The sequence below is a fragment of the Halosaccharopolyspora lacisalsi genome (assembly GCF_014137975.1).
GTDB lineage: Bacteria > Actinomycetota > Actinomycetes > Mycobacteriales > Pseudonocardiaceae > Halosaccharopolyspora > Halosaccharopolyspora lacisalsi.
Map to the genome: position 1 here is coordinate 215,551 of NZ_JACGWZ010000006.1, position 25,599 is coordinate 241,149.

Genomic DNA, 25,599 nt, shown 5'->3' on the forward strand with positions numbered 1-25,599 from the left:
TGGTCGCCGCCTCAGCACGATCGGGCCACGAAGAACGCTCTTGACTGCTCGGGCCGCGCGCGGTTTCTTGGGAGATCAGCCGTACGACAGGAGGCCCGGTGGATCCGTCGCGTGTCAGGGAACCCGTCCGCAATCCCCGGATCTGGGTCGGAATCGGAGTCATCCTGCTGGCCGGGATTCCCTGGTACCTGCCGGAGGGCACGATCGGTCCGACGGTACTCGGCATGCCACTGTGGACGCTGGTGGCGATCGGCTCGTCGGTGTCGTTGTGCGCGTACCTGTCCTGGGTCCTGACTCACCACTGGAACCTCGTCGAGGACGCGGAGGAAGCGGACGCGGCCGAGGACTCCGAGGGGCGGTGCTGACGTGGGCGAGCTGGCCTTCGGAGGTGCCGCCGGTGTCGTCGTGCTGGTGGCCTATGCCGCGATCATGCTGCTCATCGGGTACTTCGTCGGACGTGGCGGGCGTGACGACCTGAAGAGCCACTACCTCGCGGGTGGCAACCTCGGCGTGATCGTGTTGTTCTTCACGCTCTACGCCACCCAGTACAGCGGCAACACCGTCATCGGATACCCGCCGCAGGCCTACCGCGAGGGGTTCCCGTGGTGGCAGTCGGTCACCTTCTTCACCCTCATCATCGCGGGTTACCTGCTCTTCGCCCCGCGCATGTACGTGCTGGCGAAGAAGCACTCGTTCGTCACCCCCGTCGACTGGCTGCGCCACCGGTTCGACTCGCGGGGGCTCAGCCTGCTGGCGACCTTCCTCATGCTGTGGGGGCTGGCGAACTACCTGCTCGAACAGCTCATCGCCATGGGGCACGCGATCGCGGGGTTGACCGGGGAGACCGTCCCGTACCAGCTCGGCGTGCTGGCCTTCGTCTGCGTCATGCTGGTGTACTCGTGGTCGGGTGGCATGCGTGCCGTGGCGCTGACCGACGTCATGCAGGGCGTCGCGTTGCTGATCGGCGTCGTGTCCCTGCTCGTCGGTGCTTTCGTGCTGACGGGCGAATCACCGTCCGACACGGCGCGCTACCTGGTGGCCAACGAGCCCGAGGTCATGGCGGTGCCCTCGCTGCGCGGGTCGATCAACTGGCTGTCGATGATGCTCATGGTCGCCATCGGCATCGCGCTGTACCCCCATGCCATCCAGCGCGTCTTCGCGGCGCGCAGCGAGCGCACCCTGAAGCGGTCACTGCTGCCGATGGTGTGGATGCCGCTGATCACGGCCGGTGTGGTGTGGTGCATCGGCATGGTGGGCATCCGCCTGTTCCCGGGCCTGTCCGACTCCGAGTCCGAAAGGCTCGTCGGCATGATCGCCAACGAGGTGGCCGGTCTGAACGTCGTGTTCTACGTCGCGATGATCCTGCTGTTCGGCGGGGTCGTGGCGGCGATCGTGTCCACGGCCGACTCGGCGCTGCTGAGCCTGTCCTCGATCGTGTCCAGGGACTTCTACGCACGTCACGTGCGGCCCGACGCCTCCGAGCACCGCCAACTGCTCGTCGGCAAGCTCGTCGGTGGCGTCGTCGTCTTCGGACTGCTGCTGCTGGCCTGGAACCCACCGGGCACGTTGGTGAACATCTTCGTGCTCAAGATCGAACTGCTGATCCAGCTCGCCCCGGCCTTCGTCCTCGGGATGTACTGGCTGCGACTGCGGGCGCGGCCCGTCTGCTGGGGCATGGGCGCGGGCGCGGCGCTGGCCGGGGGAATGACGCTCGCCGGGACGGAGACGATCTACGGCGTGCACGGCGGCATGGCCGGCCTGTTGCTGAACCTGGTGATCTGCGTGGTCGGATCCCTGCTGCCCAGCCGGGGTCCGGACGACGTCGGGGAGACGAACTCGTCGGCTCGGGTCCGGACGTGAAAAACCTCGGGCCCTCCGCGCCGGCGCGGAGGGCCCGAGGTTTCCGGCAGTGTCGCTTGTCGGAGCATTCACCACCGGGTCCGGGTGAGGCGTACCTCAGGACTGCGGAAGCAGCAGGCCGTTGTAGCCCTTGCGGGCGGCGTCGAACCGGCGGGCGACCTCGTCCCAGTTGACGACGTTCCACAGCTGCTTGACGTAGTCCGCCTTGACGTTCTTGTACTGCAGGTAGTAGGCGTGCTCCCAGATGTCGAACACCAGCAGCGGGGTGGTGGCGATCGACAGGTTCGAGTGGTGGTCGCGCAGCTGCTGGGTGATCAGCCGCTGACCGACCGGGTCCCAGGCGAGCACGCCCCAGCCGTTGCCCTGGATCGTGGTGGACACGGCCTCCATCTGGGCGCGGAACTTGTCGAAGGAGCCGAAGTCCTGGTCGATGGCCGCGGCCAGCTCGCCGGTGGGCTTGTCGCCGCCGTCCGGGCTCAGGACCTTCCACCACACCAGGTGCAGCGAGTGACCGGCCAGGTTGAACGTCAGCGTGGTCTCCAGGCCGACGATCGAGGAGAAGTCGCCCTTGTCCCGCGCCTCGGCGATCTGCTCGATGGTGGTGTTCGCGCCCTTGACGTAGGTCGCGTGGTGCTTGCTGTGGTGCAGCTCGTTGATCTCACCCGAGATCGCGGGCTCCAACGCCGAGTAGTCGTAGTCCAACTCGGGCAGCACGTACTGAGCCATGAAACGTCTCCTTCGTGCTTACAGATGCTCACTGCGATTCTGTCCTACTTGCAACTTAGTGGCAACTACCGCAGTCTGGCATCTCGGGGAGGTGTTGATCTCATCGGTGAGGTCGGTGATGCCGGGGGTTCCCTATTTCACCGGCCAGGTGTGCACGGGTTCGCCGGCCTGGCTGAGCTCGACGTAACGTCGCAGCATCGCGCTCAACGCGGCGGTGCGGTCCATACCGCCCTCCTCCAGCAGCGCGACCGTGTCCCGCTGCCAGGTCGATCCCGTCTGGCGGCGCAGGCAGCGCTGCTCGATCACCCCGAGGTGGCGCTCCCTGACCGCGTCCGAGACCCCGCACGCGCGCAGTCCCTCGTGAGCCATGGGCAGCAACCTGCGCAGCACCAGTTCGTCCGGGGGAACCCAGCCCGAACCGGGCCAGTACAGGTACCCGTCCATACCGGTGCGCGCACCGACGTAGAAGTTCTCCTCCGCGGCGGCGAAGGTCATTCGTGTCCAGAGAGGACGATCCTGTTGGGTGAGCGCCCGCTGCACGCCGTAGAAGAACGCGGCATTGGCCAGCACGTCGATCACCGTGGGGCCCGCGGGCAGCACCCGGTTCTCCACCCGCAGGTGCCCCACGCCCTCCACCAGGTCGTAGACCGGCCGGTTCCAGCGCCAGATCGTGCCGTTGTGCATCCGCAGCTCGGCCAGCGTCGGCGTCCTGCCCGCATCCAGCGCGGCCACCGGATCCTCCTCGTCCGGCTGCGGGAACAGGGCGGGGAAGTAGCGGACGTTCTCCTCGAACAGGTCGAAGATCGACGTGATCCAGCGTTCGCCGAACCACGCGCGCGGACGCACGCCCTGGTTCTTCAGCTCTTCCGGACGCGCGTCGGTGGCCTGCTGGAACAGGGGAATCCTGGTCTCCTGCCACAACGCCTTGCCCAGCAGGAAGGGCGAGTTCGCACCGATGGCCAGCTGCACTCCGGCCAGGCACTCCGCGGCGTTCCAGTGGGCGGCGAAGTCCTCCGGCGCCACCTGGAGATGCAGTTGCACGGAGGTGCACGCCGATGCGGGCAGGATCGAGTCGGCGTGGGAGTACAGTCGCTCCTCGGCGCCCTCGCTCAGCGACACGCCCTCCATGTCCAGCAGGATCTGTTCGCCCCGTGCGTCGCAGATCTGCTGGTTGAGCAGCGAGTAGCGCTGGGGCTGGGACAGCCAGCGCGGATCGAAGTGGGGGCTGCGCAGGGTCGGCAACGTGCCGATCATGACCAGCGTCGCCTCCGTGTCCCCGATCTTGTCCGTGGCGTTGGACAAGGCCGCCTGGAGTTCCTCCTCCAGTTCGAGCGCTCCCTGACCGGCGAGCGCACGCGGGGGCACGTTCATCTCGATGTTGTGCTGGCCGAGCTCGGTGGTGAACATCGGATCGGCGATCCTGGCCAGTACCACCGCGTTCGACATGGACGGCTCCATCCGGTCGTCGACCAGATTGAGCTCCATCTCCAGGCCCATCTGTTGATAGGGGAAGGAGAAATTGCCGTGGGCCAGCATGCGCGCCAGCGCGTCCAACCCGCGCTGCATCTTGTCTCGATAGCGCTGTCGATCCACCGGTGCGAACGTCCGGTTCGCCAGATGCTTCCCCATGCCGCTCTCCCGCCCGGTCGGCACGTGCGCATTAGCAGCCGCACAGCAGGAAACTCACGGTGACACATCGATACCCGGTGTGTCAGCGGCCAAAACGGCGTATCGGGGGTGCCGCCGGACGGCTCAGTACCCCTTCGCGACCGCTGCCTCCCCGCCGGGGTTACCCGATTTCGCGTGGAACCGGAGGACACCTACACCGAGGGGTCGGACAGACGGTTCAGCTCGCTTTCGGTGAGCACGAGCCGGGACGCGGGCAGGATCGCGGCGAGCTGCTCGGTGTTGCGGGCGCTGGCGACCGGGGCGGCCACGGCGTCCTGTCCGAGCAGCCACGCCAGCGCGACCGAGGCCATCGGCACGCCCCGCAGGGTGGCGATCTCGTCGAGCGCGGCCAGCACCTTGACTCCGTGCTCGTCGAGGTAGGCGCGGGCGCCCTCGGAGCGAGGGCTCTCCGAGAGCTCGTCGCCCGGGCGGTACTTGCCGGTCAGGAAACCCCTGGCCAGCGCGTAGTACGGCAGCACGGTGAGTTTCTCGGTGGCGGCCAGCTCGGCCAGCTCGCCCTCGAAATCCGTGCGCTCGACGAGGTTGTAGTGCGGCTGGAGGGCCTGGTAGCGCACCAGTCCCTCGCGGTCGGACACGCTCAGCGCCTCGGCCAGCCGCGGAGCGGTGTAGTTCGACGCCGCGATGTGGCCGACCTTGCCCTCCCGCACCAGCTCGTCGAAGGTGCCGAGGGTTTCCTCGAGCGGAGTCGAGCGGTCGTCGGTGTGGGCGTAGTAGAGGTCGATGTGGTCGGTCCCCAGGCGCCGCAGCGAGTCCTCGGCCGCCGCCCGGATGTTCGCCGCCGACAGGCCGGAGCGCTGGTCCCACAGGCCGACCTTGGTGGCGATGACCATGTCGTCCCGGTTGCCGCGACTGCGCAGCCACTCGCCCAGCACCGTCTCGGACTCACCACCGACGAGGCCCGGCGCGAAGGCCGAGTAGGCGTCGGCGGTGTCGATGAAATTTCCGCCGGCCGCGGCGTAGGCGTCGAGCACGGAGAAGGACTCGTCGCGATCCGCCGTCCAACCGAACACATTGCCACCGAGGCAGATCGGAAAAACATCCAGATCGGTGCTACCGAGCAAGGGCATAATTCGAAACTAGCATCACTCGGACGGCCCTGTCCGCCCCCTCGATCGTGTGGTTGTGCACCGTCCCGCCGTCGCTGTGCGTCGTTTCAGGCGATTTCACCCGGAATGTTTTTCTTGTTCGGCGCGGGTTTGCGTTCCCGTTTCGGCGGCGGCCCCGGTGTCGTCGACCCGTTCGGGCTCGATCGGCGCGGACCGTTCGCGCCGGCGTCCGAACGTCAGGTAGACGACCAGGGAGGCGAGCACGACCCCGAACATCACCAGTGCCATCGGCAGTGCCGAGCCGGTGCCTCCCAGTCCGACCAGCGGTGCCGCCAGCGCACCCACGACGAACTGGCAGACCCCCAGCAACGCCGATGCGCTGCCGGACACCTCGCGCTGGTCGGCCAGCGCGATCGTGGTGGTGTTGGGCATGACGAAGCCGAGGCTGGAGATCATCACGAACAGCGCGGCCAGCAGCACCGCCAGCGGCATCCCGGTCAGCACGGCCGTGACCAGCAGGGCGCCCGCGGTCGCCGCCGAGACCAGGGCGGTGAGCAGCAGTTGCGACTCGGTGGCCACACGCCCCACCAGCCTGGCGTTGATCTGGCCACCAGCGACCAGCCCCACGGCGTTCATGCCGAAAACGAGCCCGTAGGTCTGCGGTGACAGGCCGTAGATGTCCTGGAGCACGAACGAGGAACCGGAGACGTAGGCGAACATCGCCGCCATCGCCAGCCCCGCGGCCAGCGCGTTGCCGAGGAACGACGGCCGGGTCAGCAACCGGCCGAAGGTGGTGAACGTGGCCCCGAGGCGCGCGGGTTGACGCCACTCCCGCGGCTTGGTCTCCGGCAGGGCGAACGCGGCCACCGTCATGAGCACGACCGCGAAGACAGTCAGCACGACGAAGACGCCGCGCCAGTTGGTGTAGGTCAGCACCTGTCCGCCGATGACCGGGGCGAGGATCGGAGCCAGGCCGGTGACCAGCATCAGCGCCGAGAAGAAGCGGGCGACTTCCACGCCGGAGTAGAGGTCGCGCACGGACGCGCGGGCGATGACCATCCCCGCGGCGGCTCCGAACCCCTGGAGGAAGCGCAGGGCCGCCAGCGCGTAGACCGAGCCGGACAGGGCGCACAGGACGGAGGCGAGGATGTAGACCGCCAGGCCGGTCATGAGCGGTTTGCGTCTCCCCACGGAGTCGCTGACCGGGCCGGCGACGAGCTGGCCGAACCCCAGCCCGAGCAGCACCGCGGTCAGCGTGAGCTGTGCCGCCGAGGAAGTCGCCCCCAGGTCCGCGGTCAGCTGTGGCAGGGCGGGCACGTACATGTCGATGGACAGTGGCCCGAACGCGGTCAATCCGCCCAGAATGAGTGCGAAGCGCGCCTTGCGACCTAAGCGAGAGTTGTCGACGCTGGCTCCGGCCCCCTCGGCAGTGGACATGCTTCTCCCTCGGTCGTGTTGCTGGCGCCCCGCTCCCCGGAAACGACCGACGCCCCGTTACTTATGCCGCGCACGGTCGTTTCCCGAGTGTGATATCGGTCACCTGCGCGCTTCGGTTTCGCGGGAGCGGCACGCGGCCGAGATCGTTGGGGCGAATGCGAAAATGTGATACGTGGCGCGGTTCATCGAAGTGACGCAGGCGGACGACCCCGGCGTCGACGACTTCCGCGATCTGTCGAACGCCGACCGGCGTCCGGACCGGCCCGGGGGGCGCGGACTGGTCATCGCCGAAGGAGTGGCGGTCGTCGAGCGCTTGATCGCCTCGCCGTATCCGGTACGGGCGTTGCTGGGCGTGCGTCGCCGCATCGACCAGCTCGCCGAATCGATCGACGACCTCGACGTGCCCGCCTACGTCGCCGATCCCGACGTGATGGCCCGGGTCGTGGGATTCCACCTGAATCGGGGCGTGCTGGCCGTGGCCGACCGCACCCCACCCGTCGATCTCGCTCGGATGGCCTCATCGGCGCGCCGCCTGGCGGTGCTGGAGGGGGTGGGGGACCACGAGAACCTCGGGTCGCTGTTTCGCAACGCCGCCGCCTTCGGCATCGACGGCGTCCTGCTCGGCCCCGGCTGCTCGGACCCGCTGTACCGGCGCAGCATCCGGGTCTCGATGGGACACGTGCTGCGGGTCCCGTTCGCTCGGCTTCCGGAGTGGCCCGGGGACCTGAAGTGGTTGCGTCACGAGGGGTTCCGCGTCGTCGCGCTGACTCCGCGCACGGCGTCTCCGGTGTCCTTGCGCGAGGCGGGGCTGGAGCGCGGTCGGGTCGCGATGCTGCTGGGCTCCGAGGGGCCGGGGCTGACCGAGGAGGCGATCGGCGCCGCCGACGTCGCGGCCGGTATTCCGATGGCCGACGGCGTGGACTCCCTCAACGTCGCGACGTCGGCCGCCATCGCTTTCCACGCGGCGGGCGGGTGTTGAACGAATGCGCACGAGGACTGGGCTCACGAAGACGGGGCAGCGGAAGAGCTCCGGCATCGTGGAGCTGCGCGTGAGCTCGGGGCGAGCGGTGTTGCTTCGAGACGGGAACGAACTCGATCCACGGCGACTGCGGCTGTCCGCACCCCTGGTCGCGGCGCTGCGCGAGTGGGCATCGGTGGTCGAAGAGGTCGCCGACGAGTCGACCGGGCAGGCGGTTTCCCGGCGCGGGCGGCAGCTGGCGGGGAAGTTGGCGGAGGAGACCGGTGAAGTCCGCTACGTGGATCCGCTCGACGGCCGGGTTCGCCGCGTGGGCGGACAGCGGGCGGCGGCGAGCGCTCCGGAGGAGCGCGAAGCCGCCGAGCCCGTTCCCTGGGGCACCGGTCTGACGGTCAGTGCGATCGTCGCGGCGATCGTGGCCGTGGCGATGGTCGTCGTCTCGGCGGGTATGGCCGAGGTCAGCATCCTGCTGGCGGCGATCGTCAACATCGTGGTGGCCGCCGGTTTCGCCCCGTCCATCTGGATCGGCCGCCGCGTGCTGGTGTGGCGCTGGGTCGCGCTGGGCACCGCAAGCGGCATCGCCCTCGCCTGGTGCGCTCTCCTCCTCGGCCTCCTGGGCTGAAAGAACTTTGGTGGTTGCCCAGTTTCGCGCGAAACTGGGCAACCACCAAAGTTGTAGCAGTGGTTAAGTATTTCCTGGGATCCTCCGCGAGGAAAGCCCTGCGGAGACACTGCGGCGCGCAGCGTCTCCGCGGGGGTCGCGGGCGGGAGTTCGAGGTTCCCCTACCGACCCGCTGTGCAGGCCGACCGGAGGAACCATTCACCGATGGGAACGGACACCGAGGAGTACGTCCTCCCAGGAGGGCACGATCGGGTGATTCTTGCGCGCCTGGCGCTGTTCCGGATCCTCGTCGTCGGCGTCCGGTTCGACGTCGTCCTCGGTGCCCGGTTCCGGTGGTTCCGGGGCGGGGACCTCGGCGGTGGCTTGTGGCACCTGCGGGGGCCACACCGGTGACCGCGGGAACTCCCGAACCTCCGGCTCGTCGAGCCCGCGGGCGGGGTGCGGCTCGGGCTCCGCCGGTTCCTCGGCAGGCACCGCGTCGGCGCTTTCCTCCGGAGCCGCATCGGGCTGGTCGAGTTCCAGCGCCTCCCTGGCCAGCTCGGTCACCGGACGCACCGTGCGCAACGGGCGGTTGGGCGAGGGGTCGAGCAGGTCGGCGGCGTCGCCGTCCAGCGCCGCCACCGTGCCACCGTGCGCCCCTGGGTGGAACACCCAGTGCGCGGTGTTCTCCGAGCGTCCCGCCTGCCAGCTCAGGCGCACGACCCACTTGTTGTCGTCCCCGCGCCACGCGTCCCAGCTGGTGTCGGCGTACTCGTGACCGCGCATCCCGAAGGTGTGCGCGACGACCTCGCTGAGCGTCTGCACGTCGGGTCCGTCCTCACGGACCGGGTGGGCATGCTGCGCCCGCTCGGCGGTCTGGGCGCGCTCCAGCAGGACGGGGTAGGCGTAGCGCTCGACACGTTGCTCCGGGATGCCGGAGGCTTCGGAGACCTGGCTCACCGAGGCGCCGGCCCGGATCCGGGCCTGGATCTCGCGCGGGCGCATCGAGGACTCCAGTTCGATCTGGACCTGACCGAGCCGGGTCAGATCGCCGCGCGCCGCCGCGCGGAGGCGTTCGTCGGCAAGGAGCGAAAAGCGTTCGCCGTTGTCGGGGTCCTCGCAAATGACGGTTTCACCGTCTTCGTCGAGTCCGACCACCCGTAGCGCTCGCATACTGGCCTCCCCGCGCCTCCCGCTGGCTACACATCACCAAGTCGTAACGATAACCCGACGGGCCCACTCATCGCGCCAGGCGCGCCGGGTTCACGACCATCCTGTCACGAAAGTGGCCAGAAGGAATCTTTTTCGGTGACCCGGGCGGCCGTTCTTGTCCGAACATCGCACTGTCCGTGATGAAAAACGGCCGCCAGTGTCACTCGAAAGGAGTCAGCCGAGTCGCTCGACGAGCCAGTCGATGCTGCGGGTCAACGCGGTGATGTCGTCCGGCTCGACGGCCGGGAACATCCCGATGCGCAGCTGGTTACGGCCGAGCTTGCGGTAGGGCTCGGTGTCGACGATGCCGTTGGCGCGCAGCGCCTTGGCCACCGCCGCCGCGTCCACGGACTCGGCGAAGTCGATGGTGCCGACCACCTGGGAGCGCTTGCTCACATCGGTCACGAACGGCGCCGCGTGATCGGAGGCCTCGGCCCACGAGTACAGGCGGCGGGAGGACTCGCCGGTGCGCCGCACGCACCAGTCCAGACCGCCCTGCTCGAGCATCCAGTCGATCTGGTCGGACAGCATCAGCAGGGTGGCCAGTGCCGGCGTGTTGTAGGTCTGGTCCTTGCGGGAGTTGTCCAGCGCCGTGGTCAGCGACAGGAACTCGGGGACCCACCGGCCGGAGGAACCGATCTCACCGATGCGCTCCAGCGCCGCCGGGCTCATCGCGGCCAGCCACAGTCCGCCGTCGGCGGCGAAGGACTTCTGCGGTGCGAAGTAGTACACGTCGACGTCGGCGGGGTCGAACGGCAGACCGCCCGCTCCCGAGGTCGCGTCCACGGCGACCAGCGCGTTCTCCGAACCCGCGGGGCGGGACGGTGGCAGCATCACGCCGGTCGAGGTCTCGTTGTGCGCCCAGGCGATGAGGTCCACGCTGGGGTCGGAGATCGGCTGCGGAGCGTCACCCGGGTCGGAGGAGACCACGACAGGATCGTTGAGGAACGGTGCCGACTCGGTGACCTTGGCGAACTTCTGGGTGAACTCGCCGTAGGTCAGGTGCAGCGCACGCTCACGCACGAGGCCGAACGACGCGGCATCCCAGAAGGCCGTGGTACCGCCGACACCGAGCACGATCTCGTAGTCCTCGGGCAGCGAGAACAGGCGGTGAAGGCCTTCCCGCACGTGGCCGACGAGCGACTTCACCGGCTTCTGGCGGTGGGAGGTGCCCATCACCGATCCCGAGTCGGCCAGCCGCGCCAGCTGCTCGGTGCGCACCTTCGAGGGCCCGCAGCCGAAGCGGCCGTCCGCGGGCTGCAGCTCGGTGGGCAACCGTAGGGTCGTCGGGTCGATATTGGTTTCGGCCTGCGTCATACCGGCGTCTTCCGATCGTTGTCGTGTTGGACAGATACCGTCTTGCCACCAGCACGATTGTCGCGCGATGACCGGCGCCGTTGCCGGTTTGAGCAAGGGCATGTCGCGGTCGACGGTGCCGAGGTGCCGGCCCGTCCCCACGGACATCCGTGGGCAACTTACTGCTTTGAGTCGCTTGTTGGCCAGCATGTGAACAGCGTTCGGGACTTTGGTCCGTACTCGCGAGCCGTCCGTGGTGACTCGGGTGGACGACCTCAGCCGGGGGAGGCCCGGCCGGGTGGGGTCTCCGTGCGCAGGGCGTCGGCCAGGTCGGTGCGCGCCCGGGAGACCCGGGAGCGCACGGTGCCGATCCGGCAGCCGCAGACCCCGGCGGTCTCCTCGTAGCTGAGCCCGAGTACCTGGGTGAGCACGAACGCCTCCCTGCGAGCCGGGTCGAGCTCGTCGAGGGCGGTGCGCAGCGCGTAGTTGTCGGTCATCCCCGGCAGGCCGCGCGGTTGGGCGCGATCGGCGGCGCCGACCCAGTCCTCGTGGTCGGCGACTCGGGGGCGTCGGCGGCGTCGCCGCAGGTGATCGGCCGCGACCCTGCGGGCGATGGCCAGCAGCCAGGTACGCGCCGAGGAGTCACCGCGGAAGGACGGCAGCGCGGAGAACGCCCGCAGGTAGCACTCCTGGGTGAGGTCCTCGCCGGAGCGGGCATCGGTCAGGTGGCGCAGCAGTTGCCAGACCTGACGCTGCGTGGCCCGGACGAAGGTGGCGGCGGCTTCCCGGTCACCCTGCTTGGCCGCGATCGCGTAGCGCGTCAGCTGCTGGTCGTCCATCGCGCCACCCAACTGCAGTCCCGGCGTTGCCGGGCGGAACCCTACGCGCCGGACGCGGTGACCAGCAGGAGCCATCCGCCCGAACGTGTGCGGGGCAACAGGTGGAATCGGCCGGGAACCACGCGGGCGCCGTGGGCGACGAACACCGTGTGGACTGCACGACGACGGCCGAGATCCTGTCCGCGGAGCTGGACGGCGAGGCGGGCGAGCGGGAACGCTCGGCCGCCGAAGCGCACCTGGAGTCCTGCGCGAGCTGCCGGGACCACTACGGGGACATGATGACGATCACCCGCGCGGTACGGGTGATGCCGGTCGAGTCCGGACCGGACGTGACCGAGGTGGTCCTCCCGGCGTGGCGGCCCCGGTGGCGGGACCGGGTGCGCGGTCCCGCGGGCGACCGGCTGCGCCGAGTGCTGCGCGGGCTGCTGGGCGTGGTCGCACTGGTGCAGCTGTGGGTGGCCTTCGCCCAGGTCACCGGCTTCGGCGTGGATGTCTACCCGGGTAGTGCCGGAGCGCCGATGTCGCACGTCGACCACGAGACGGGCGCGTGGAACGCGGCGATCGCGGTGGCGCTGGGCTGGATCGCCTTCCGCGCCCGCTACGCCGCCGCGCACCTGCCGGTGCTGGCGAGCTTCGGCTGCCTGCTCACGGGCCTGTGCGTGTGGGACCTCGTGCTCGGGCAGGTGAGCATCGCCAGGGTCGTCTCGCACCTGCCGGTACTGCTCGGGCTGCTGCTGGTGACCGGCCTCGCGGCCGTGCGCGACGAGCGAGGCCGTCCGGACACTCCCACGGCCGGACGGCCGGAGTCGCCGGAGCAGGCGGTCGAGACGGACGGTTCCGCGGCCGTGTCGGGCTCGGCTCCCGCGCCGCCCGCCGCGTACCGCGAAACGGCCTGAGAGATGTTTTCGCAGCACACTCGTACGAGAACGGATCGGCAGCGCGCGTACAGTAGCCTCCGGCGCGCCGCGTGCGCGGTCGGCGAGGTGTCATCGGAGATCGCGGAAGGGAGCGGGTGAGCAGTGCCATCGACTCCGTCGCTGGAGGAGAGCACCGAGCGGGACGTGGAGCTGGCCGTGGACGGCATGACCTGTGCCGCGTGCGCGGTCCGCGTCGAGCGGAAGCTGAACAAGCTCGAAGGCGTCACCGCCAGCGTCAACTACGCCACCGCCAGGGCGAGCGTGTCCGCCTCGCCGGAGGCCGACGACGACACGCTCACCGGCACCGTCGAGAAGGCCGGTTACCAGGCGGAGGTCATCCGGCCCTTCGTCGCCGAGGAGCCTCGGCAGCACGCCACCGACCGCACGCGCGACCTGTGGCGCCGGCTCGTGGTCGCCGTGCTGCTGTTCATCCCGCTGGCGGACCTGTCCATCCTGTTCACGGTGCTGCCGCAGGCGCGGTTCACCGGCTGGCAGTGGGTGCTGGTCGCGCTGGCCCTGCCGGTGGCGGGGTGGGCGGCCTGGCCGTTCCACCGGACCGCGTTCGTCAACGCCCGGCACGGGTCCTCGTCGATGGACACGCTGGTCTCGATCGGCGTCCTGGCCGCGAGCCTGTGGTCGCTCTACTCGACGTTCTCCGGCAACGGCGCCCCGGCCGGGATCTCCGGACTGGGACTGCTGCTGAACTCGCAGGGCGCGGCGTACCTGGAGGTCGCAGCCGGGGTCACCACCTTCGTGCTGGCGGGCCGCTACTTCGAGGCCAGGGCGCAGCGGAAGGCGGGCGACGCGCTGCACGCGCTGGCCGAGCTCAGTGCCAAGAGCGCCACCGTGCTGCTCGACGACGGCTCACAGCACGAGGTGCCGGTCGAGCGACTGCGGGTCGGGCAGCGCTTCGTCACCCGGCCCGGCGGCACGATCGCCACCGACGGCCGCGTCGTCGAGGGGCGCTCCGCCGTCGATCGCAGCTCCATGACCGGGGAGTCGGTGCCCGTGGAGGCCGCGGTCGGCGACGAGGTCGTCGGTGGCACGACGGTGACCAACGGATGGCTGGTGACCGAGGCCACCAGGGTCGGCCGCGACACCCGGCTCGCCGGGATGGTGCGACTGGTCGAGGAGGCCCAGACCGGCAAGGCGGCGGTGCAGCGGTTGGCCGACCGCATCTCGGCGTACTTCGTGCCCGCCGTGCTCGTGCTCGCGGTGCTGACCTTCGGCGGCTGGTTCCTCGCGGCGGGCTCGGTGGAGGAGTCGTTCACCGCCGCGCTGTCCGTGCTGATCATCGCCTGCCCGTGCGCGCTGGGACTGGCGACGCCGACCGCGCTGATGGCCGCCTCGGGGCGGGGAGCCCGGCTCGGGATCTTCCTCAAGGGGTACCAGGCCCTGGAGTCCACGCGCGACGTCGACACGGTCGTGCTCGACAAGACGGGCACGGTCACCTCGGGGGAGATGTCCCTGGTGGACGTCGCCTGCGGGGAGGGCGTCGACCGGGCCCGGGTGCTGCGGTTGGTGGGCTCCCTGGAGGAGGCCTCCGAGCACGCCGTCGCCACGGCGATCAGCGCGGCGGCCCGCGCGGAGCTGGGGGAGCTGGACCGGGTCGAGAGCTTCGACAACGAGCCGGGGCTCGGAGCCGTGGGAGTCGTGGACGGCTGCGAGGTGCTGGCGGGACGCGCGAAGCTGTTCGACGAGCGGGGACTGACCGTTCCGCCCGAACTCGAACGGCAGCGCGGGGAGTGGGAACAGCAGGGCAGGACCACCGTCGTCGTCGGCTGTGACGGTGCGGTGCTCGCCGTGCTGGCCCTGGCGGACCTGGTTCGGCCCTCGGCGGAGCGGGCCGTTCACCGGCTGCACCGGCTCGGTCTGCGCACCACGCTGCTGACCGGGGACAACGCGGCCACGGGCCGGGCGGTGGCCACGGAGGTCGGCGTCGGCGAAGCGATCGCCGAGGTGCTGCCGGGGGAGAAGGTCGAGGTCGTGCGTCGGTTGCAGGCCGAGGGCAGCAGGGTGGCCTTCGTCGGTGACGGGGTCAACGACGCTCCGGCGCTGGCGGCGGCCGATCTCGGATTGGCCGTGGGAGCCGGCGCCGACGTCGCCATCAACGCGGCCGACCTGATCCTGGTGCGCCAGGACCTGACCGTGGTGCCGGACGGGATCGAGCTCGCGCGCGGCACCCTGCGCACCATTCGCGGCAACCTGGTGTGGGCCTTCGGCTACAACCTCGCGGCCATTCCGCTGGCGGTGCTGGGGCTGCTGAACCCGCTGATCGCCGGAGCCGCGATGGCGCTGTCCTCGGGCTTCGTGGTCTCCAACAGCCTGCGCCTGCGCCGCTTCTCCTCCGGTACCGACCGCCAAGGGTGACCGCTGTAGCCACAGCGCCATCCCCTGAGCGAGCACCCGGTGGAGTGAAGGTCGTGCGGTTTCGCGCGAAACCGCACGACCTTCACTCCACGGACCGGTGAGGCTCCTCTCCCCGGACCCGCGGAAAGTGCTCGTCGTGCTCTTTCGGCTGCCCCGTCGGTGCTGACCCGGCGGCCGTGCGCGCTTCATTCTTGCGATGTCTCCGGATCTTGGCGATGGTCCCGTGGGTCTCTTTCCGGTAACGGGAGTGGGTTTCCCGAGGGGCAAGAAGCGTCCGGAAATGCGGTCGAACGTGTGCCGAAATTGGTTCTTTCGGGCTATTCAGTGGAGTTGTCGGTCTCGGCGCCCGGAGAGTCGTGCGCCGAAAAGACACGAAACGAGGGGGTGTGGCTGTCCGTGCTCCGCCGCGACGGCAGGGCACTGTCGCAGGAACGGTCGTGGGGAGGGAGCGACTGGCGGGACGAGTGGACGATCTTGGTGAAAGCGGGGTGGCGCACGACCCGAAGGTGCCGGATCGGTGCGAGCAGGCGGGGGTAACGCGGGTGCTGACCCTGCTTCCGGCCGCGGCCCGCGGCCTCGTCGAGGGATCCCTCGACGCCTACGAGCGCGCGATAGCTCAGTGGGGGCGAATAGCAGCGTCACTCCCTGCGGGGCGACCTCGGCGTCGCGGGGTGGGGCGGACTCAGCCGCGCCGGGACTCGGCGAGCCTGGCGACCATCTCGTCGTGGTCGGCGTCCTCCTCGGAGCTCCTGGCGGAGCCGGCGTGGTCCGAGCGCTGCCACTGCCACAGCAGGACGACCAGGATCAGCAGCAGCGGAACCTCGCCACCGAGCCACCCGATGATGCCGCCGAGCTGCTGGGTGGCCAGCAGGTCCGGCAGCCACGGCAGGTTCAGCGTGCGGTAGTAGTTCTCCGCGATCGCCGTGGAGCCGCTCATCACGATCACGCCGAAGAAGGCCATGAACGGCATGAGGCCGAGGGTGATGCCCAGCCGGGCCAGGTGCGGCAGCCGCCGTGGTGCGTGGTCGGTGCCCAGGGCCATCCAGCAGTACAGGTAGCCCGTCCCGAGGAAGTACAGCTGCATGAGCTGGTGTGCCCAGTGCTCCTCCATGACCCGCTCGAACAGGCCGGTCAGGTAGAGCCCGTAGAGCGATCCGATGACCAGCAGCGCGGCGACGGCGGGGTGGGTGAGAAAGCGCAGCAGCGGCGAGCGCACGATCCCGAGCAGCCACTCGCGCGGGCCGTGGGGACGTCCCCGTTCGGCCGTGGGCAGCGCACGCAGCGCCAGCGTCACCGGCGCGCCCAGGATCAGCAGCACCGGGGCGAGCATGTTCAGCAGCACGTGGGTGGTCATGTGCACGCTGAACAGCGCCGGCGAGTACGTGCCCAGACCGGAGGAGGTGGCGACGAGGACCGTCGCGCAGCCGCCCAGCCAACTCGCCGTGCGCCCGACCGGCCAGTGCTCGCCTCGCGCGCGCAGTCGGCGAAGACCCAGCAGGTACACGACGGCGAGGACGATCGCGGCCGTGCCCAGCACCAGGTCGAGGCGCCACATCGTGACGAACCGCAGCAGCGTCGGGGCGTCGGGCAGGTTGTAGCCCAACAGCAGTTCGGTGGCGGTGGAGTCCCGGTCGAGCAGGTTCGGCGGCGGGGTGTGGGTCATGCCCATCGACACGCCGAGGGTGGCCGTCATGATCGCGAGCTCGACACCGGCGAGGCGCAGCAGGCCGCGGTGCGCGTCACCGGAGCGAACCGTTCGCGTGGCCCGCCTGCGCGCGAGGAGGCCCGCGGCGCCGAGCACCAGCAGGAAGCCGACCTTGAGCAGCACCAGGGTTCCGTAGTCGACGGCGAACAGCTGTCGCGGCGGTACCAGGATCAGCGCGTCGATGACGCCGGAGACGGCCAGCACGGTCCAACAGCCGAGGGACAACCGCCGGTACCTGTCCGCCACGGCCTCGGGGTGGGCACCACCGCGCCAGGCGTGGGCGACCACGGCGATCAGCACGCCCAGCCACACGGAGGCGGTGACGACGTGGAACACCAGGCTGTTGGTGGCGAAGTCGTGCCCCGCGTTGGAGGCGGAGTGGCTGACGAACACCGGTGGTAGCAGGGCCAGCGCGGCGACCCCGGCGAGCGCCATGCTCGTCCGCCAGCGCAGCACCACGTGGCAGGACAGCGCCACGACCAACGCCAGCGCCGCCGACAGCAGCCACGCCTTGGGAGCGTCGAGCGCGTTGAGCAGGCCGAGCACGGCGGTGGGCGAGAGGACCGTGGAGATCGGCTGCCCCGCCGTGTCCGCGGTGTCGAAGACCGTCATGAGCAGCGCTGCGCCGAACCACACCCAGGCCGCGCCCCCGCCGAAGCGCAGGGCCGCGTAGCCGTCCGCCGAGACAGTGCCGGAACGTCGGGGAGCGGTGAAGAACGCCGAGAACACCAACGAGCCGACGCAGGTGGCGCCCGCGAGGTCGACCACCAGCCGGAGCAGGTTGACGCCCAGCTTGGTCACCGTGCCGGGATCGGCGTAGCCCAGCACCGAGTAGGCGGCGCTTCCCGCGGCGAGCACCAGCACGACGGTCAGCGTGACCGCGCCCGCCAGCCCGGCGGCCGACCAGGCCAGCACGGCCGAACGACCCGGTGGTGCCGTCCGCCCGGTAGTCGCACGCTCGGAACTCCCGACCGCGGAATCGGGCATGGGTGACCTCCGTGGGGCGGGCCGTGGCCGGAACACTTCAGTGAGCAGGGTAAACCGTCGTCGCCGCGCGGTACGCGCGCCGGTCACATGGCTACCAGCATGTAGGCCATGCTCGCGGTCATCGCGGCCAGGCTGAGGCGCACGGTGGGTGTGGAGTGCGCCCGCAGGCCGACCACCGCGGTCGGCGCGGCGTTCGACGGGGGCACGTCCAGCACGGCCGGTTCGGCACCCCCGGAGCGGTGGAACGCCGGTGTCCTGTCCCACAGGCCCAGCGCCCACATCCCCACCTGGACCGTCAGGTAGGTGACGAACACGCCGGTCAGCCAAGCGGGGCGGACCGCGGCGGGGAGCAGCATGTAGGTCATGGCCAGCATGTCCACCGCCGAGGCCACCCACAGCGGGTTGAGCACCCCCTCGCGGTACCGGAACACGATCGCGGCCCCCGCCGACGACGCCGTGAGGACGGCGAACAGCGCCGCTCCCGGGACCTGACGGGTCAGGTGCGGCAGCAGGTACATCACCACCATGCCCGCCGCCATGACCGTGTGACCCGCGTGCCACCAACGTCGCTGTCCGGGCATGGCCCAGGCGTGAACCAGGTGCAGCACCAGCACTCCGCACAGCACCGCCGTCCACGCGAGCCGAAGCCAGCTCGGCAGCAGCGGCATGCTCATCGCTCCCATGTCACCGAGCACCTCTTCCCGGCGGCGTGCCCGGCACCGAACAGCACGTGAAAAGAAGACACATTCACTCAGTCGTCCGGTGGGGCCACCCGGTTCCGGGCGATTCGGAAACGAGCCTCGTCCTGTGACCGGGAACTCACGTGCGGCCGGATCCGCCGCGCTCCTGCTCCGCGAGTCGGGCGAGCATGGCGTTGTAGGCCTGCCGGGCGCGCTCGTCGTCGTCGACGTCGTCGCTCTGGCTCAACCCGGCGTCCTGACCGTCTCCGGAGGTCTCGGCGAGGGCACTGCGCCGTGCCGACTCCAGCCAGTTGCCGAATCCCGACTCCGGCCCCTTGGCGCGGATCCACTGCCGCACCAGCACCAGCGCGAAGATCGCCATGATCGCGTCGCCGAAGAACCACATGATCGCGCCGCCGATGCGCTGGTCGGCCACCAGGTCCCAGCCGGGCCAGTTCTGCATCCGGGCGTAGGCGGGCCACATCGGGTCGGGCGCCATCATCAGGATCACGCCGATACCGGTGTCGGGGCCCATCGCCATCAGGGACGCGAACACCCGCAGCGAGTACGGGAACCGCTGCCAGCGGATGGGCTCGTTGCCCACCAGCGGCAGGAACGTCAGGTACCCGGTCACCAGGTACAGCACGGCCTCCGCGTGGTGCAGCCACGGGTTGAGCAGCATGACCTGCATGAACGAGGTCAGGTGCGTGGCCACCAGCACGACGGCGTACAGCACCATCGTCAGCACCGGGTGCGTGAAGTAACCGACCACGCGACCGCGCAGCACGCTCTCCACCCGGCCGCTCGCGTCGAGCTCCACCCACAGCCGCAGCGGTTTGCCGTAGACCAGCAGCGCGGGAACCACCATGATCAGCATCAGGTGCTGCACCATGTGCATCGTGAACATCGGGTGGCTGTAGACGGCGACGGAGCTGTTCATCGTCAGGAACCAGCTCACCAGCCCGGCGGTGAAGAACGCCGTGCGGTGCTTGGGCCAGGCCTGGTGCGGTGCGCGGCGGCGCAACCGCACCAGGCCGGTGAAGTAGGCGGCGGCCAGCAGCAGGATGACCAGGTCCCACCAGTAGGCGAACGTCCAGCTCGTCAGGCCGGTGGACCAGGTGAGTGGCTCGAGGTGGTGGTGCACACCCGTCATTGTCGTCACCGACCCGGATGTGGTTCCCACCGGATTCAGGTGACCACGGCGTCCAGGGGACTCACCGAGTTCCAACCCTCGACCTGGCCGACCGAGCGCGGGCCCGGACCCACGTAGTGGGCGGAGGGCCGGATCAGTCGTCCCGTGCGCTTCTGCTCCAGCACGTGGGCGCACCAACCCGCGGTCCGCGCGCAGGTGAACATCGCGGGCATCATCGGGGTCGGCACCTCGGCGAAGTCGAGGATCATCGCCGCCCAGAACTCCACGTTGGTCGCGATCGGGCGATCCGGACGGCGCTCGGCCAGCACCGACAGCGCGGCCTGCTCCAGCTCGGCGGCCACCTCGAAGCGAGGCGCGGCGAGTTGCCTGCACGTCTCGCGCAGCACCCGCGCACGTGGGTCCTCGGCTCGGTAGACGCGGTGCCCGAAGCCCATCAGCCGCTCGCCGCGATCGAGGATGGACTCCACGACGCGCCGGGCGTCACCGGCGGACTCGACCTCGGCGACCATCGGCAGCACCCGTGCCGGAGCACCCCCGTGCAGCGGACCGGACATCGCCCCGACCGCACCGGAGAGCGTGGCCGCCACGTCGGCACCGGTCGAGGCGATCACCCGTGCGGTGAACGTCGAGGCGTTGAGACCGTGTTCGGCGGCCGAGACCCAGTAGGCGTCGAGCGCTTTCACGTGGGCGGGATCGGGTTCGCCGCGCCAGCGGGTCAGGAACCGCTCCGTCACGGTCGAACACCGGTCGAGCTCGGACTGCGGCACGGCGGGCCGGTCACCGCGCGCCGACTGCGCCACGTGGGACAGCGCGAGCTCGGAAGTGCGCGCGAGCTGGTCACGGGCTTGCTCGTCGTCGGTGTCCAGCAGCGGACGGAAGTCGTGCGCGGGGGCGAGCGCGGCCAGGGCGGACTGGACGTCGACCCGGACGTCACCGGTGCGCAGTGGCAGCGGCGCGTCCGTGGCGGGCCGCAAACCGTTGCCGAACCTGCCGTCGACCAGCAGGGACCACACGTCGCCGAAGGACACCCGTCCGGCGAGCTCCTCGATGTCGACACCCCGGTAGCGCAGCGCACCGCCGTCGCGGTCGGGTTCGGCGATCTCGGTCTCGAACGCCACCACGCCTTCCAGGCCGGGGCGCACGAGCGCGTCCCCGTTGCCGCTCTGGTTCTGCTGCGGCGTCGCCGCGGAATCGGTCTTGACTGGGTTGGACATCGTCGCCTCGTCTCCTCGTCGGCACTGTTGTGGCCGCGAGCCGGTAGCTCGCGAAGGGACGTGGCGGGGTGTCGACCGCGAGCGGCCGTCGTGGGGTAACCCTGCACCCGCGAGGCCGTGCGGGGCAATCGCTGTGGCTCGGCGTGAGCAAGGACACTCCGGGGTGCGCGAGTGACGACGTGGGTCGGTGGCGCGGAGCGCCTCCGGTGGGGGTCGGGTAACGGGTGGACCGCCGCCTCCGCGAGGGTAAGCCGTGTCACTGAATCGATGACGGAATCGATCGGGCCATCCGCGTGATTCGGCAGAAGTTCCGCTGCCGTTTACCGTCGAGTGTCGTGGTCCGCTTGGCGGACCACGTCCGTACTCTCCCGGTGCCGCCAGGCGGCACGAGTCGTCGAGAATCGACGTCGAAGCACCGTCCGTTGCTTGGACGAGCCAGGAAGGAACGAACGATGTCCCAGGCGAACGCCACGTTGTCGTCCATGCGAGTTTCCTACGACGCCGAGTCGCTTGATGCCGCGACACTCGCCGCCACCTGGCACGAGCAGCTCCGGGAGTGGTTCGAGGACGCCTTGCGAGCCGAGGTGCACGAGCCCAACGCGATGGTGCTGGCCACCGCCGACCTCGACGGCCTGCCGTCCTCGCGCACCGTGCTGTGCAAGGGGTTCGACGAGCGTGGCCTGGTGTTCTTCACCAACTACACCTCGGCGAAGAGCCACGACCTGGCCGCCACCCGCAAGGCCGCGGCGACCTTCCCGTGGGTGTCGCTGCAGCGGCAGGTCAACGTGCGCGGTGAGGTGGAGAAGGTCTCGGCCGAGGAGACCGCCGAGTACTGGGCCGCGCGTCCACGGGGATCCCAGCTGGGCGCCTGGGCGTCGCCGCAGTCGAGGGTGGTCACCAGTCGCGACGCGCTGGAGTCCTCGTTGAGCGGTATCGAGCGCCGTTTCGCCGACGCCGAGCGGGTACCGGTGCCGCCGCACTGGGGTGGTTGGCGAATCCGTCCGGACCACGTCGAGTTCTGGCAGGGCCAGCAGGACAGGTTGCACGACCGCCTGCGCTACCGCCGCACCGACGACACCTGGACGGTCGAGCGCCTCGCCCCCTGAGCGTCGACGCGGACCGTCACCAGCCGGGACGCTGGGCGGGGTGCCCCGATATTCCACGGGCAGCAGTGCGGTTCGACCAGGGGTGGGCGGTCGGCGCGATCAGTCGACCTGCACACTTTCGGGCTATGACCAAAGAAACGACCACGGCCGATGATCAGCCGTCAGGTGCGGAAACCCCGGGCCTGAAGAAGGTCATCGGTCCCAAGCTGCTGCTGTTCTTCGTGATCGGCGACATCCTGGGAACCTCGATCTACTCGTTGACCGGCAAGGTGGCGGGTGAGGTCGGAGGCGCGCTGTGGGCACCGTTCCTGGTCGCCTTCGTGGTGGCGTTTCTGACCGCGTTCAGTTACCTGGAACTGGTCGGCAAGTACCCCCGCGCGGCGGGCGCGGCCCTCTACGTGCACCGCGCCTTCGGGGTGCACTTCCTGACGTTCATGGTGGCCTTCACGGTGATGTGCTCCGGGCTCACCTCGGCCTCCTCGGCGGCGCAGGCGTTCAGCGGCGACTACCTGACCGCGATCTTCTCCGGTGCGCCCTCGTGGCTGGTGGCGATCGGGTTCCTGGTGCTGCTGGCGGCGGTGAACCTGCGCGGCGTCGGCGAGTCGGTCAAGATGAACGTGGTCCTGACCTGCATCGAGGTGTCCGGGCTGGCCGTGGTGATCCTGGCTGGTGCCTACGCGGTCTTCTTCGGCAGCAGCAATCCCGACACCGTCGCCGACCCGGGCCGACTGCTCGAGTTCAACTCCTCGACCAGCCCGTTCTTCGCGGTGACCAGTGCCACCGCCCTCGCGTTCTTCTCCATGGTCGGTTTCGAGGACTCGGTGAACATGGCCGAGGAGACCAGGAACCCGACCAAGACGTTCCCGCGCGCCCTGCTCACGGCGCTGAGCGTCACCGCGGGGATCTACCTGGTCATCGCGCTGATCACCTCGACGCTGGTGCCCACCGGCGAACTCGCGGCCACCGACGGCCCGCTGCTGCTGGTGGTTCAGGCCGCCGCGCCCTGGTTCCCGCCCGTGCTGTTCTCGTTGATCGCGCTGTTCGCGGTCTCCAACACGGCGCTGATCAACATGCTGATGGCCAGCCGGCTGCTCTACGGCATGGCCAACGAGCGCATCATCCCCCGCCAGTTCGGCAAGGTGCACCCCGTCCGGCGCACGCCGTGGGTGTCGGTGCTGTTCACCGCGATCGTTGCGATCATCCTGACCAGCGCGCTGGACATCAGTGCGCTGGGCGGAACGACCTCGCTGCTGCTGCTGATCGTGTTCGCCGTCGTCAACGTCGCGGTGCTGGCGCTGCGCCGGGAGAAGGTCGAGCACCAGCACTTCAGTGCACCGACCTGGATCCCCGTGGCCGGCGCACTGACCTGCGCTTTCTTCGCCAGCCCGCTGACGGGGCGCCCGCTGGAGGAGTACGCGGTCGCCGGGGTCCTGATGGCCGTCGGCGTGGTCTTCTGGCTGATCAACTACTTCGCCACCGGCAGGACCGGGTTCAACGCCGAGAGCCTGAGCAAGTAGGGATCGGCGCGGACTGGTCCGCACTTCCCCGTCCGGTGATCTCTCGTAGGCTGCGGGACGTGAACGAACCCATAGCCGCCACCGGTCGTCAGTTCGAGATCACCCACGGTGCCGCCCGTGCCGTCGTCACCGAGGTCGGCGCGGCGCTGCGGGTGTTCGAGATCGACGGTGTGCCCTACTCGGAAACCTACGATCCCGACGAGCGCCCGCCCGCCGGGGCGGGCGCCGTGCTGGTGCCCTGGCCCAATCGCGTCACCGACGGTCGCTGGAGCCTGGAGGGGCAGCCGCAGCAGCTCGCGCTGACCGAACCGGACAAGCACAACGCCATTCACGGCCTGCTGCGCCACACGCCCTGGACCGTGACCGAACACGCCGACACCACCGTGGTGATGCAGGCGATGGTGCCGGTGCAGCCGGGCTGGCCGGTTCCGCTGCTGACCTCGATCGGCTACACGCTGACCTCGGACGGGCTGACGGTGACCCACACCGTGGAGAACCTCGGTTCCCGCGCCGTTCCCTTCGGCGTGGGAGTGCACCCGTACCCGCGGGCCGGCAATGCCGAGACCGACGACTGCACGCTGCGACTGTCCGCGTCCAGCGTGCTGCCGGTCGATGCCGAGCGGTTGCTGCCCGCGCGACCTCCGCGCCCGCTGGAGGGTGACGAGCAGGACTTCCGCAGCGGGCGGTTGCTGGCCGGGGTGGAGCTGGACACCGCCTTCGGCGGGGCGGAGCCGGCACCGGACGATCCGCAGCGGCTCGTGCGTCACCGGCTCACCGATCCCTCCGGGCGCGGTGTGGAGGTCTGGGCCGACCCGGTGTTCGGCTGGGTCCAGGTCCACACCCCGGCCGAGTTCCCCGGACGCGGCAGGGCGGTGGCGATCGAACCGATGACCTGCCCGCCGGACGCGCTGAACTCGGGCACCGACCTGGTCGTGCTGTCCGCGGGGGAGTGCTGGACCGCGGAGTGGGGGCTGCGCCCACTCACCTGACCGTGGGCTGCTGCGATTTTCCCTAAAGTTGTGCCACAACTTTAGGGAAAATCGTGACTACCCTGTGGCGAGGTGCCGTCCGATGAGCATCCGCTGGATCTGGTTGGTGCCCTCGAAGATCTGGAGCACCTTGGCCTCCCGCATGTAGCGCTCGGCGGGGAAGTCCCTGGTGTAGCCGGCTCCGCCCAGCACCTGAACGGCGTCGGTGGTCACCTTCATCGCGGCGTCGGTGGCCACGAGTTTGGCCACCGACGCCTGCTGCCGGAACGACATCCCCGCATCGCGCCGCCGCGCCCCGTCGAGATAACTCGCGCGCGCCGACTGCACGGCGGCCGCCATGTCGGCGAGCAGGAACTCCATGCCCTGGAACTCGATGATCGGCTGTCCGAACTGGTGGCGCTGCTTGGCGTAGTCCACGGCCAGGTCGAGCGCGCCCTGGGCGAGTCCGACCGCGCACGCGGCGATTCCCAGCCGTCCGGAGTCCAGGGCGCTCAGCGCGATCTTCAGACCCTGCCCCTGCGACCCCACGAGGCGGTCCGTGCCCACTCGGGCGCCGTCGAAGGACAGCTCGGTGGTGGGTGAGGAGCTCAGCCCCATCTTGTGCTCGCGGGCACCGGCCGCCATGCCGGGAGTGGAGCCGTCGAGGAGCAGGCAGCTGACCTCGTCGTCGGGAGTGCGGGCCATCAGCGTGTAGAAGTCCGCGACGTCGCCGTGGGTGATCCAGGACTTGGTTCCGGTGATCCGGTAGCAGTCCCCGTCGGCCTCGGCCCGCGTGCGCAGGGCGGCGGCGTCGGATCCGGCCTGGGCCTCGGACAGCGCGTACGCGCCGAGGGTGTCGCCGCCGAGCATATCCGGCAGCAGGCGGGCGCGCTGTTGCTCGGTGCCGAAGTGCGCCAGTGGGAAGCACGACATGGTGTGCACCGACAGGCCGACGCCGACGCTCATCCAGGCGCTGCTGAGTTCCTCGAGGACCTGCAGGTACACCTCGTACGGCTGGTCCCCGCCGCCGTACTCGGCGGAGTAGGGCAGCCCGAGCAGTCCCGACTTGCCCAGCAGCCGGAACACTTCCCGGGGGAAGCGTCCCGCGGCTTCGTGCTCCGCGGCGTGCGGGGCGAGTTCGTCGCGGGTGATCTCCCGGGTCAGGGAGAGCAGATCGGTCGCTTCGGTGGTGGGAAGCAGGCGCTGGACGGGCATGGCGGTTCGCGCTCCTGTGCCGATGCTGAATACGATGAACTTCAGTACTATGATCAGTACTGTAGTTCTCTTTGTAGTACCGAAT

Annotated in this window: 21 protein-coding genes; 9 read left to right on the forward strand and 12 right to left on the reverse strand. The window is 69.8% G+C overall.

What is annotated here, in order from left to right:
- Positions 1-98 precede the first annotated feature (98 nt).
- The gene (locus tag FHX42_RS19875; RefSeq protein WP_328796456.1) at positions 99-365 is read left to right on the forward strand and encodes a hypothetical protein; all 267 of its coding nucleotides are present in this window, start codon (positions 99-101) and stop codon (positions 363-365) included.
- 1 nt (position 366) lies between these two features.
- On the forward strand, positions 367-1,860 hold the full coding sequence (locus FHX42_RS19880; protein WP_182545938.1) for a sodium:solute symporter family protein: 1,494 nt from the start codon (positions 367-369) through the stop codon (positions 1,858-1,860).
- 96 nt (positions 1,861-1,956) lie between these two features.
- On the opposite strand, the gene FHX42_RS19885 is transcribed toward FHX42_RS19880, so the two are convergent.
- From FHX42_RS19885 to FHX42_RS19900, 4 genes are all read right to left on the reverse strand, one after another.
- Complete coding sequence (locus tag FHX42_RS19885) at positions 1,957-2,586, reverse strand: superoxide dismutase (RefSeq protein ID WP_182545939.1); 630 nt, start codon at positions 2,584-2,586, stop codon at positions 1,957-1,959.
- A gap of 132 nt (positions 2,587-2,718) precedes the next feature.
- Entirely contained in the window at positions 2,719-4,215 is a 1,497-nt protein-coding gene (locus tag FHX42_RS19890) for a glutamate-cysteine ligase family protein (protein WP_182545940.1), read from the reverse strand.
- A gap of 191 nt (positions 4,216-4,406) precedes the next feature.
- Complete coding sequence (locus FHX42_RS19895; protein WP_182545941.1) at positions 4,407-5,342, reverse strand: aldo/keto reductase; 936 nt, start codon at positions 5,340-5,342, stop codon at positions 4,407-4,409.
- Positions 5,343-5,438: 96 nt separating this feature from the next.
- Entirely contained in the window at positions 5,439-6,758 is a 1,320-nt protein-coding gene (locus tag FHX42_RS19900; RefSeq protein WP_182545942.1) for a multidrug effflux MFS transporter, read from the reverse strand.
- A 172-nt stretch (positions 6,759-6,930) separates the two neighbouring features.
- Here FHX42_RS19900 and FHX42_RS19905 point away from each other — a divergent pair, with 172 nt between their 5' ends.
- Both FHX42_RS19905 and FHX42_RS19910 read left to right on the forward strand, forming a co-directional pair.
- Positions 6,931-7,737, forward strand: coding sequence for a TrmH family RNA methyltransferase (locus FHX42_RS19905; RefSeq protein ID WP_182545943.1), 807 nt, complete (start codon positions 6,931-6,933; stop codon positions 7,735-7,737).
- A 4-nt stretch (positions 7,738-7,741) separates the two neighbouring features.
- Positions 7,742-8,356, forward strand: coding sequence for a DUF2537 domain-containing protein (locus tag FHX42_RS19910; protein WP_182545944.1), 615 nt, complete (start codon positions 7,742-7,744; stop codon positions 8,354-8,356).
- Between the two features lie 198 nt (positions 8,357-8,554).
- On the opposite strand, the gene sepH is transcribed toward FHX42_RS19910, so the two are convergent.
- From sepH to FHX42_RS19925, 3 genes are all read right to left on the reverse strand, one after another.
- Positions 8,555-9,508: a septation protein SepH gene (gene sepH / locus FHX42_RS19915; protein WP_182545945.1), complete on the reverse strand. Its 954-nt coding sequence runs from the start codon at positions 9,506-9,508 to the stop codon at positions 8,555-8,557.
- Between the two features lie 213 nt (positions 9,509-9,721).
- A complete protein-coding gene (gene serC / locus FHX42_RS19920; protein ID WP_182545946.1) occupies positions 9,722-10,864 on the reverse strand; it encodes a phosphoserine transaminase in 1,143 nt (380 codons plus the stop codon).
- A gap of 254 nt (positions 10,865-11,118) precedes the next feature.
- On the reverse strand, positions 11,119-11,682 hold the full coding sequence (locus FHX42_RS19925) for a sigma-70 family RNA polymerase sigma factor (protein ID WP_182545947.1): 564 nt from the start codon (positions 11,680-11,682) through the stop codon (positions 11,119-11,121).
- Positions 11,683-11,813: 131 nt separating this feature from the next.
- On the opposite strand from FHX42_RS19925, the gene FHX42_RS19930 reads away from it, so the two are divergent.
- The gene (locus FHX42_RS19930; RefSeq protein WP_182545948.1) at positions 11,814-12,578 is read left to right on the forward strand and encodes a zf-HC2 domain-containing protein; all 765 of its coding nucleotides are present in this window, start codon (positions 11,814-11,816) and stop codon (positions 12,576-12,578) included.
- Between the two features lie 123 nt (positions 12,579-12,701).
- Positions 12,702-14,969, forward strand: a complete 2,268-nt coding sequence (locus FHX42_RS19935; RefSeq protein ID WP_328796460.1) for a heavy metal translocating P-type ATPase — start codon at positions 12,702-12,704, stop codon at positions 14,967-14,969.
- A gap of 682 nt (positions 14,970-15,651) precedes the next feature.
- Here FHX42_RS19935 and FHX42_RS19940 read toward each other — a convergent pair.
- From FHX42_RS19940 to FHX42_RS19955, 4 genes are all read right to left on the reverse strand, one after another.
- Positions 15,652-17,661, reverse strand: a complete 2,010-nt coding sequence (locus FHX42_RS19940; RefSeq protein ID WP_182545949.1) for a cytochrome c oxidase assembly protein — start codon at positions 17,659-17,661, stop codon at positions 15,652-15,654.
- An 83-nt stretch (positions 17,662-17,744) separates the two neighbouring features.
- Entirely contained in the window at positions 17,745-18,344 is a 600-nt protein-coding gene (locus tag FHX42_RS19945) for a DUF5134 domain-containing protein (RefSeq protein ID WP_182545950.1), read from the reverse strand.
- 136 nt (positions 18,345-18,480) lie between these two features.
- Positions 18,481-19,494: a cytochrome c oxidase assembly protein gene (locus FHX42_RS19950; RefSeq protein WP_182545951.1), complete on the reverse strand. Its 1,014-nt coding sequence runs from the start codon at positions 19,492-19,494 to the stop codon at positions 18,481-18,483.
- Between the two features lie 35 nt (positions 19,495-19,529).
- Entirely contained in the window at positions 19,530-20,708 is a 1,179-nt protein-coding gene (locus FHX42_RS19955) for a citrate synthase 2 (RefSeq protein WP_182545952.1), read from the reverse strand.
- A gap of 452 nt (positions 20,709-21,160) precedes the next feature.
- Between FHX42_RS19955 and pdxH the strand changes: the two genes are divergently transcribed.
- From pdxH to FHX42_RS19970, 3 genes are all read left to right on the forward strand, one after another.
- Positions 21,161-21,814: a pyridoxamine 5'-phosphate oxidase gene (gene pdxH, locus FHX42_RS19960; protein ID WP_182545953.1), complete on the forward strand. Its 654-nt coding sequence runs from the start codon at positions 21,161-21,163 to the stop codon at positions 21,812-21,814.
- Positions 21,815-21,939: 125 nt separating this feature from the next.
- Positions 21,940-23,331 carry an APC family permease gene (locus FHX42_RS19965; RefSeq protein WP_182545954.1) on the forward strand — a complete coding sequence of 464 codons (1,392 nt, stop codon included), beginning with the start codon at positions 21,940-21,942 and terminating at the stop codon, positions 23,329-23,331.
- 59 nt (positions 23,332-23,390) lie between these two features.
- Positions 23,391-24,320: an aldose 1-epimerase family protein gene (locus FHX42_RS19970; RefSeq protein WP_182545955.1), complete on the forward strand. Its 930-nt coding sequence runs from the start codon at positions 23,391-23,393 to the stop codon at positions 24,318-24,320.
- Positions 24,321-24,377: 57 nt separating this feature from the next.
- Here FHX42_RS19970 and FHX42_RS19975 read toward each other — a convergent pair whose 3' ends face one another.
- Entirely contained in the window at positions 24,378-25,514 is a 1,137-nt protein-coding gene (locus FHX42_RS19975) for an acyl-CoA dehydrogenase family protein (protein WP_182545956.1), read from the reverse strand.
- Between the last annotated feature and the right edge of the window lie 85 nt (positions 25,515-25,599).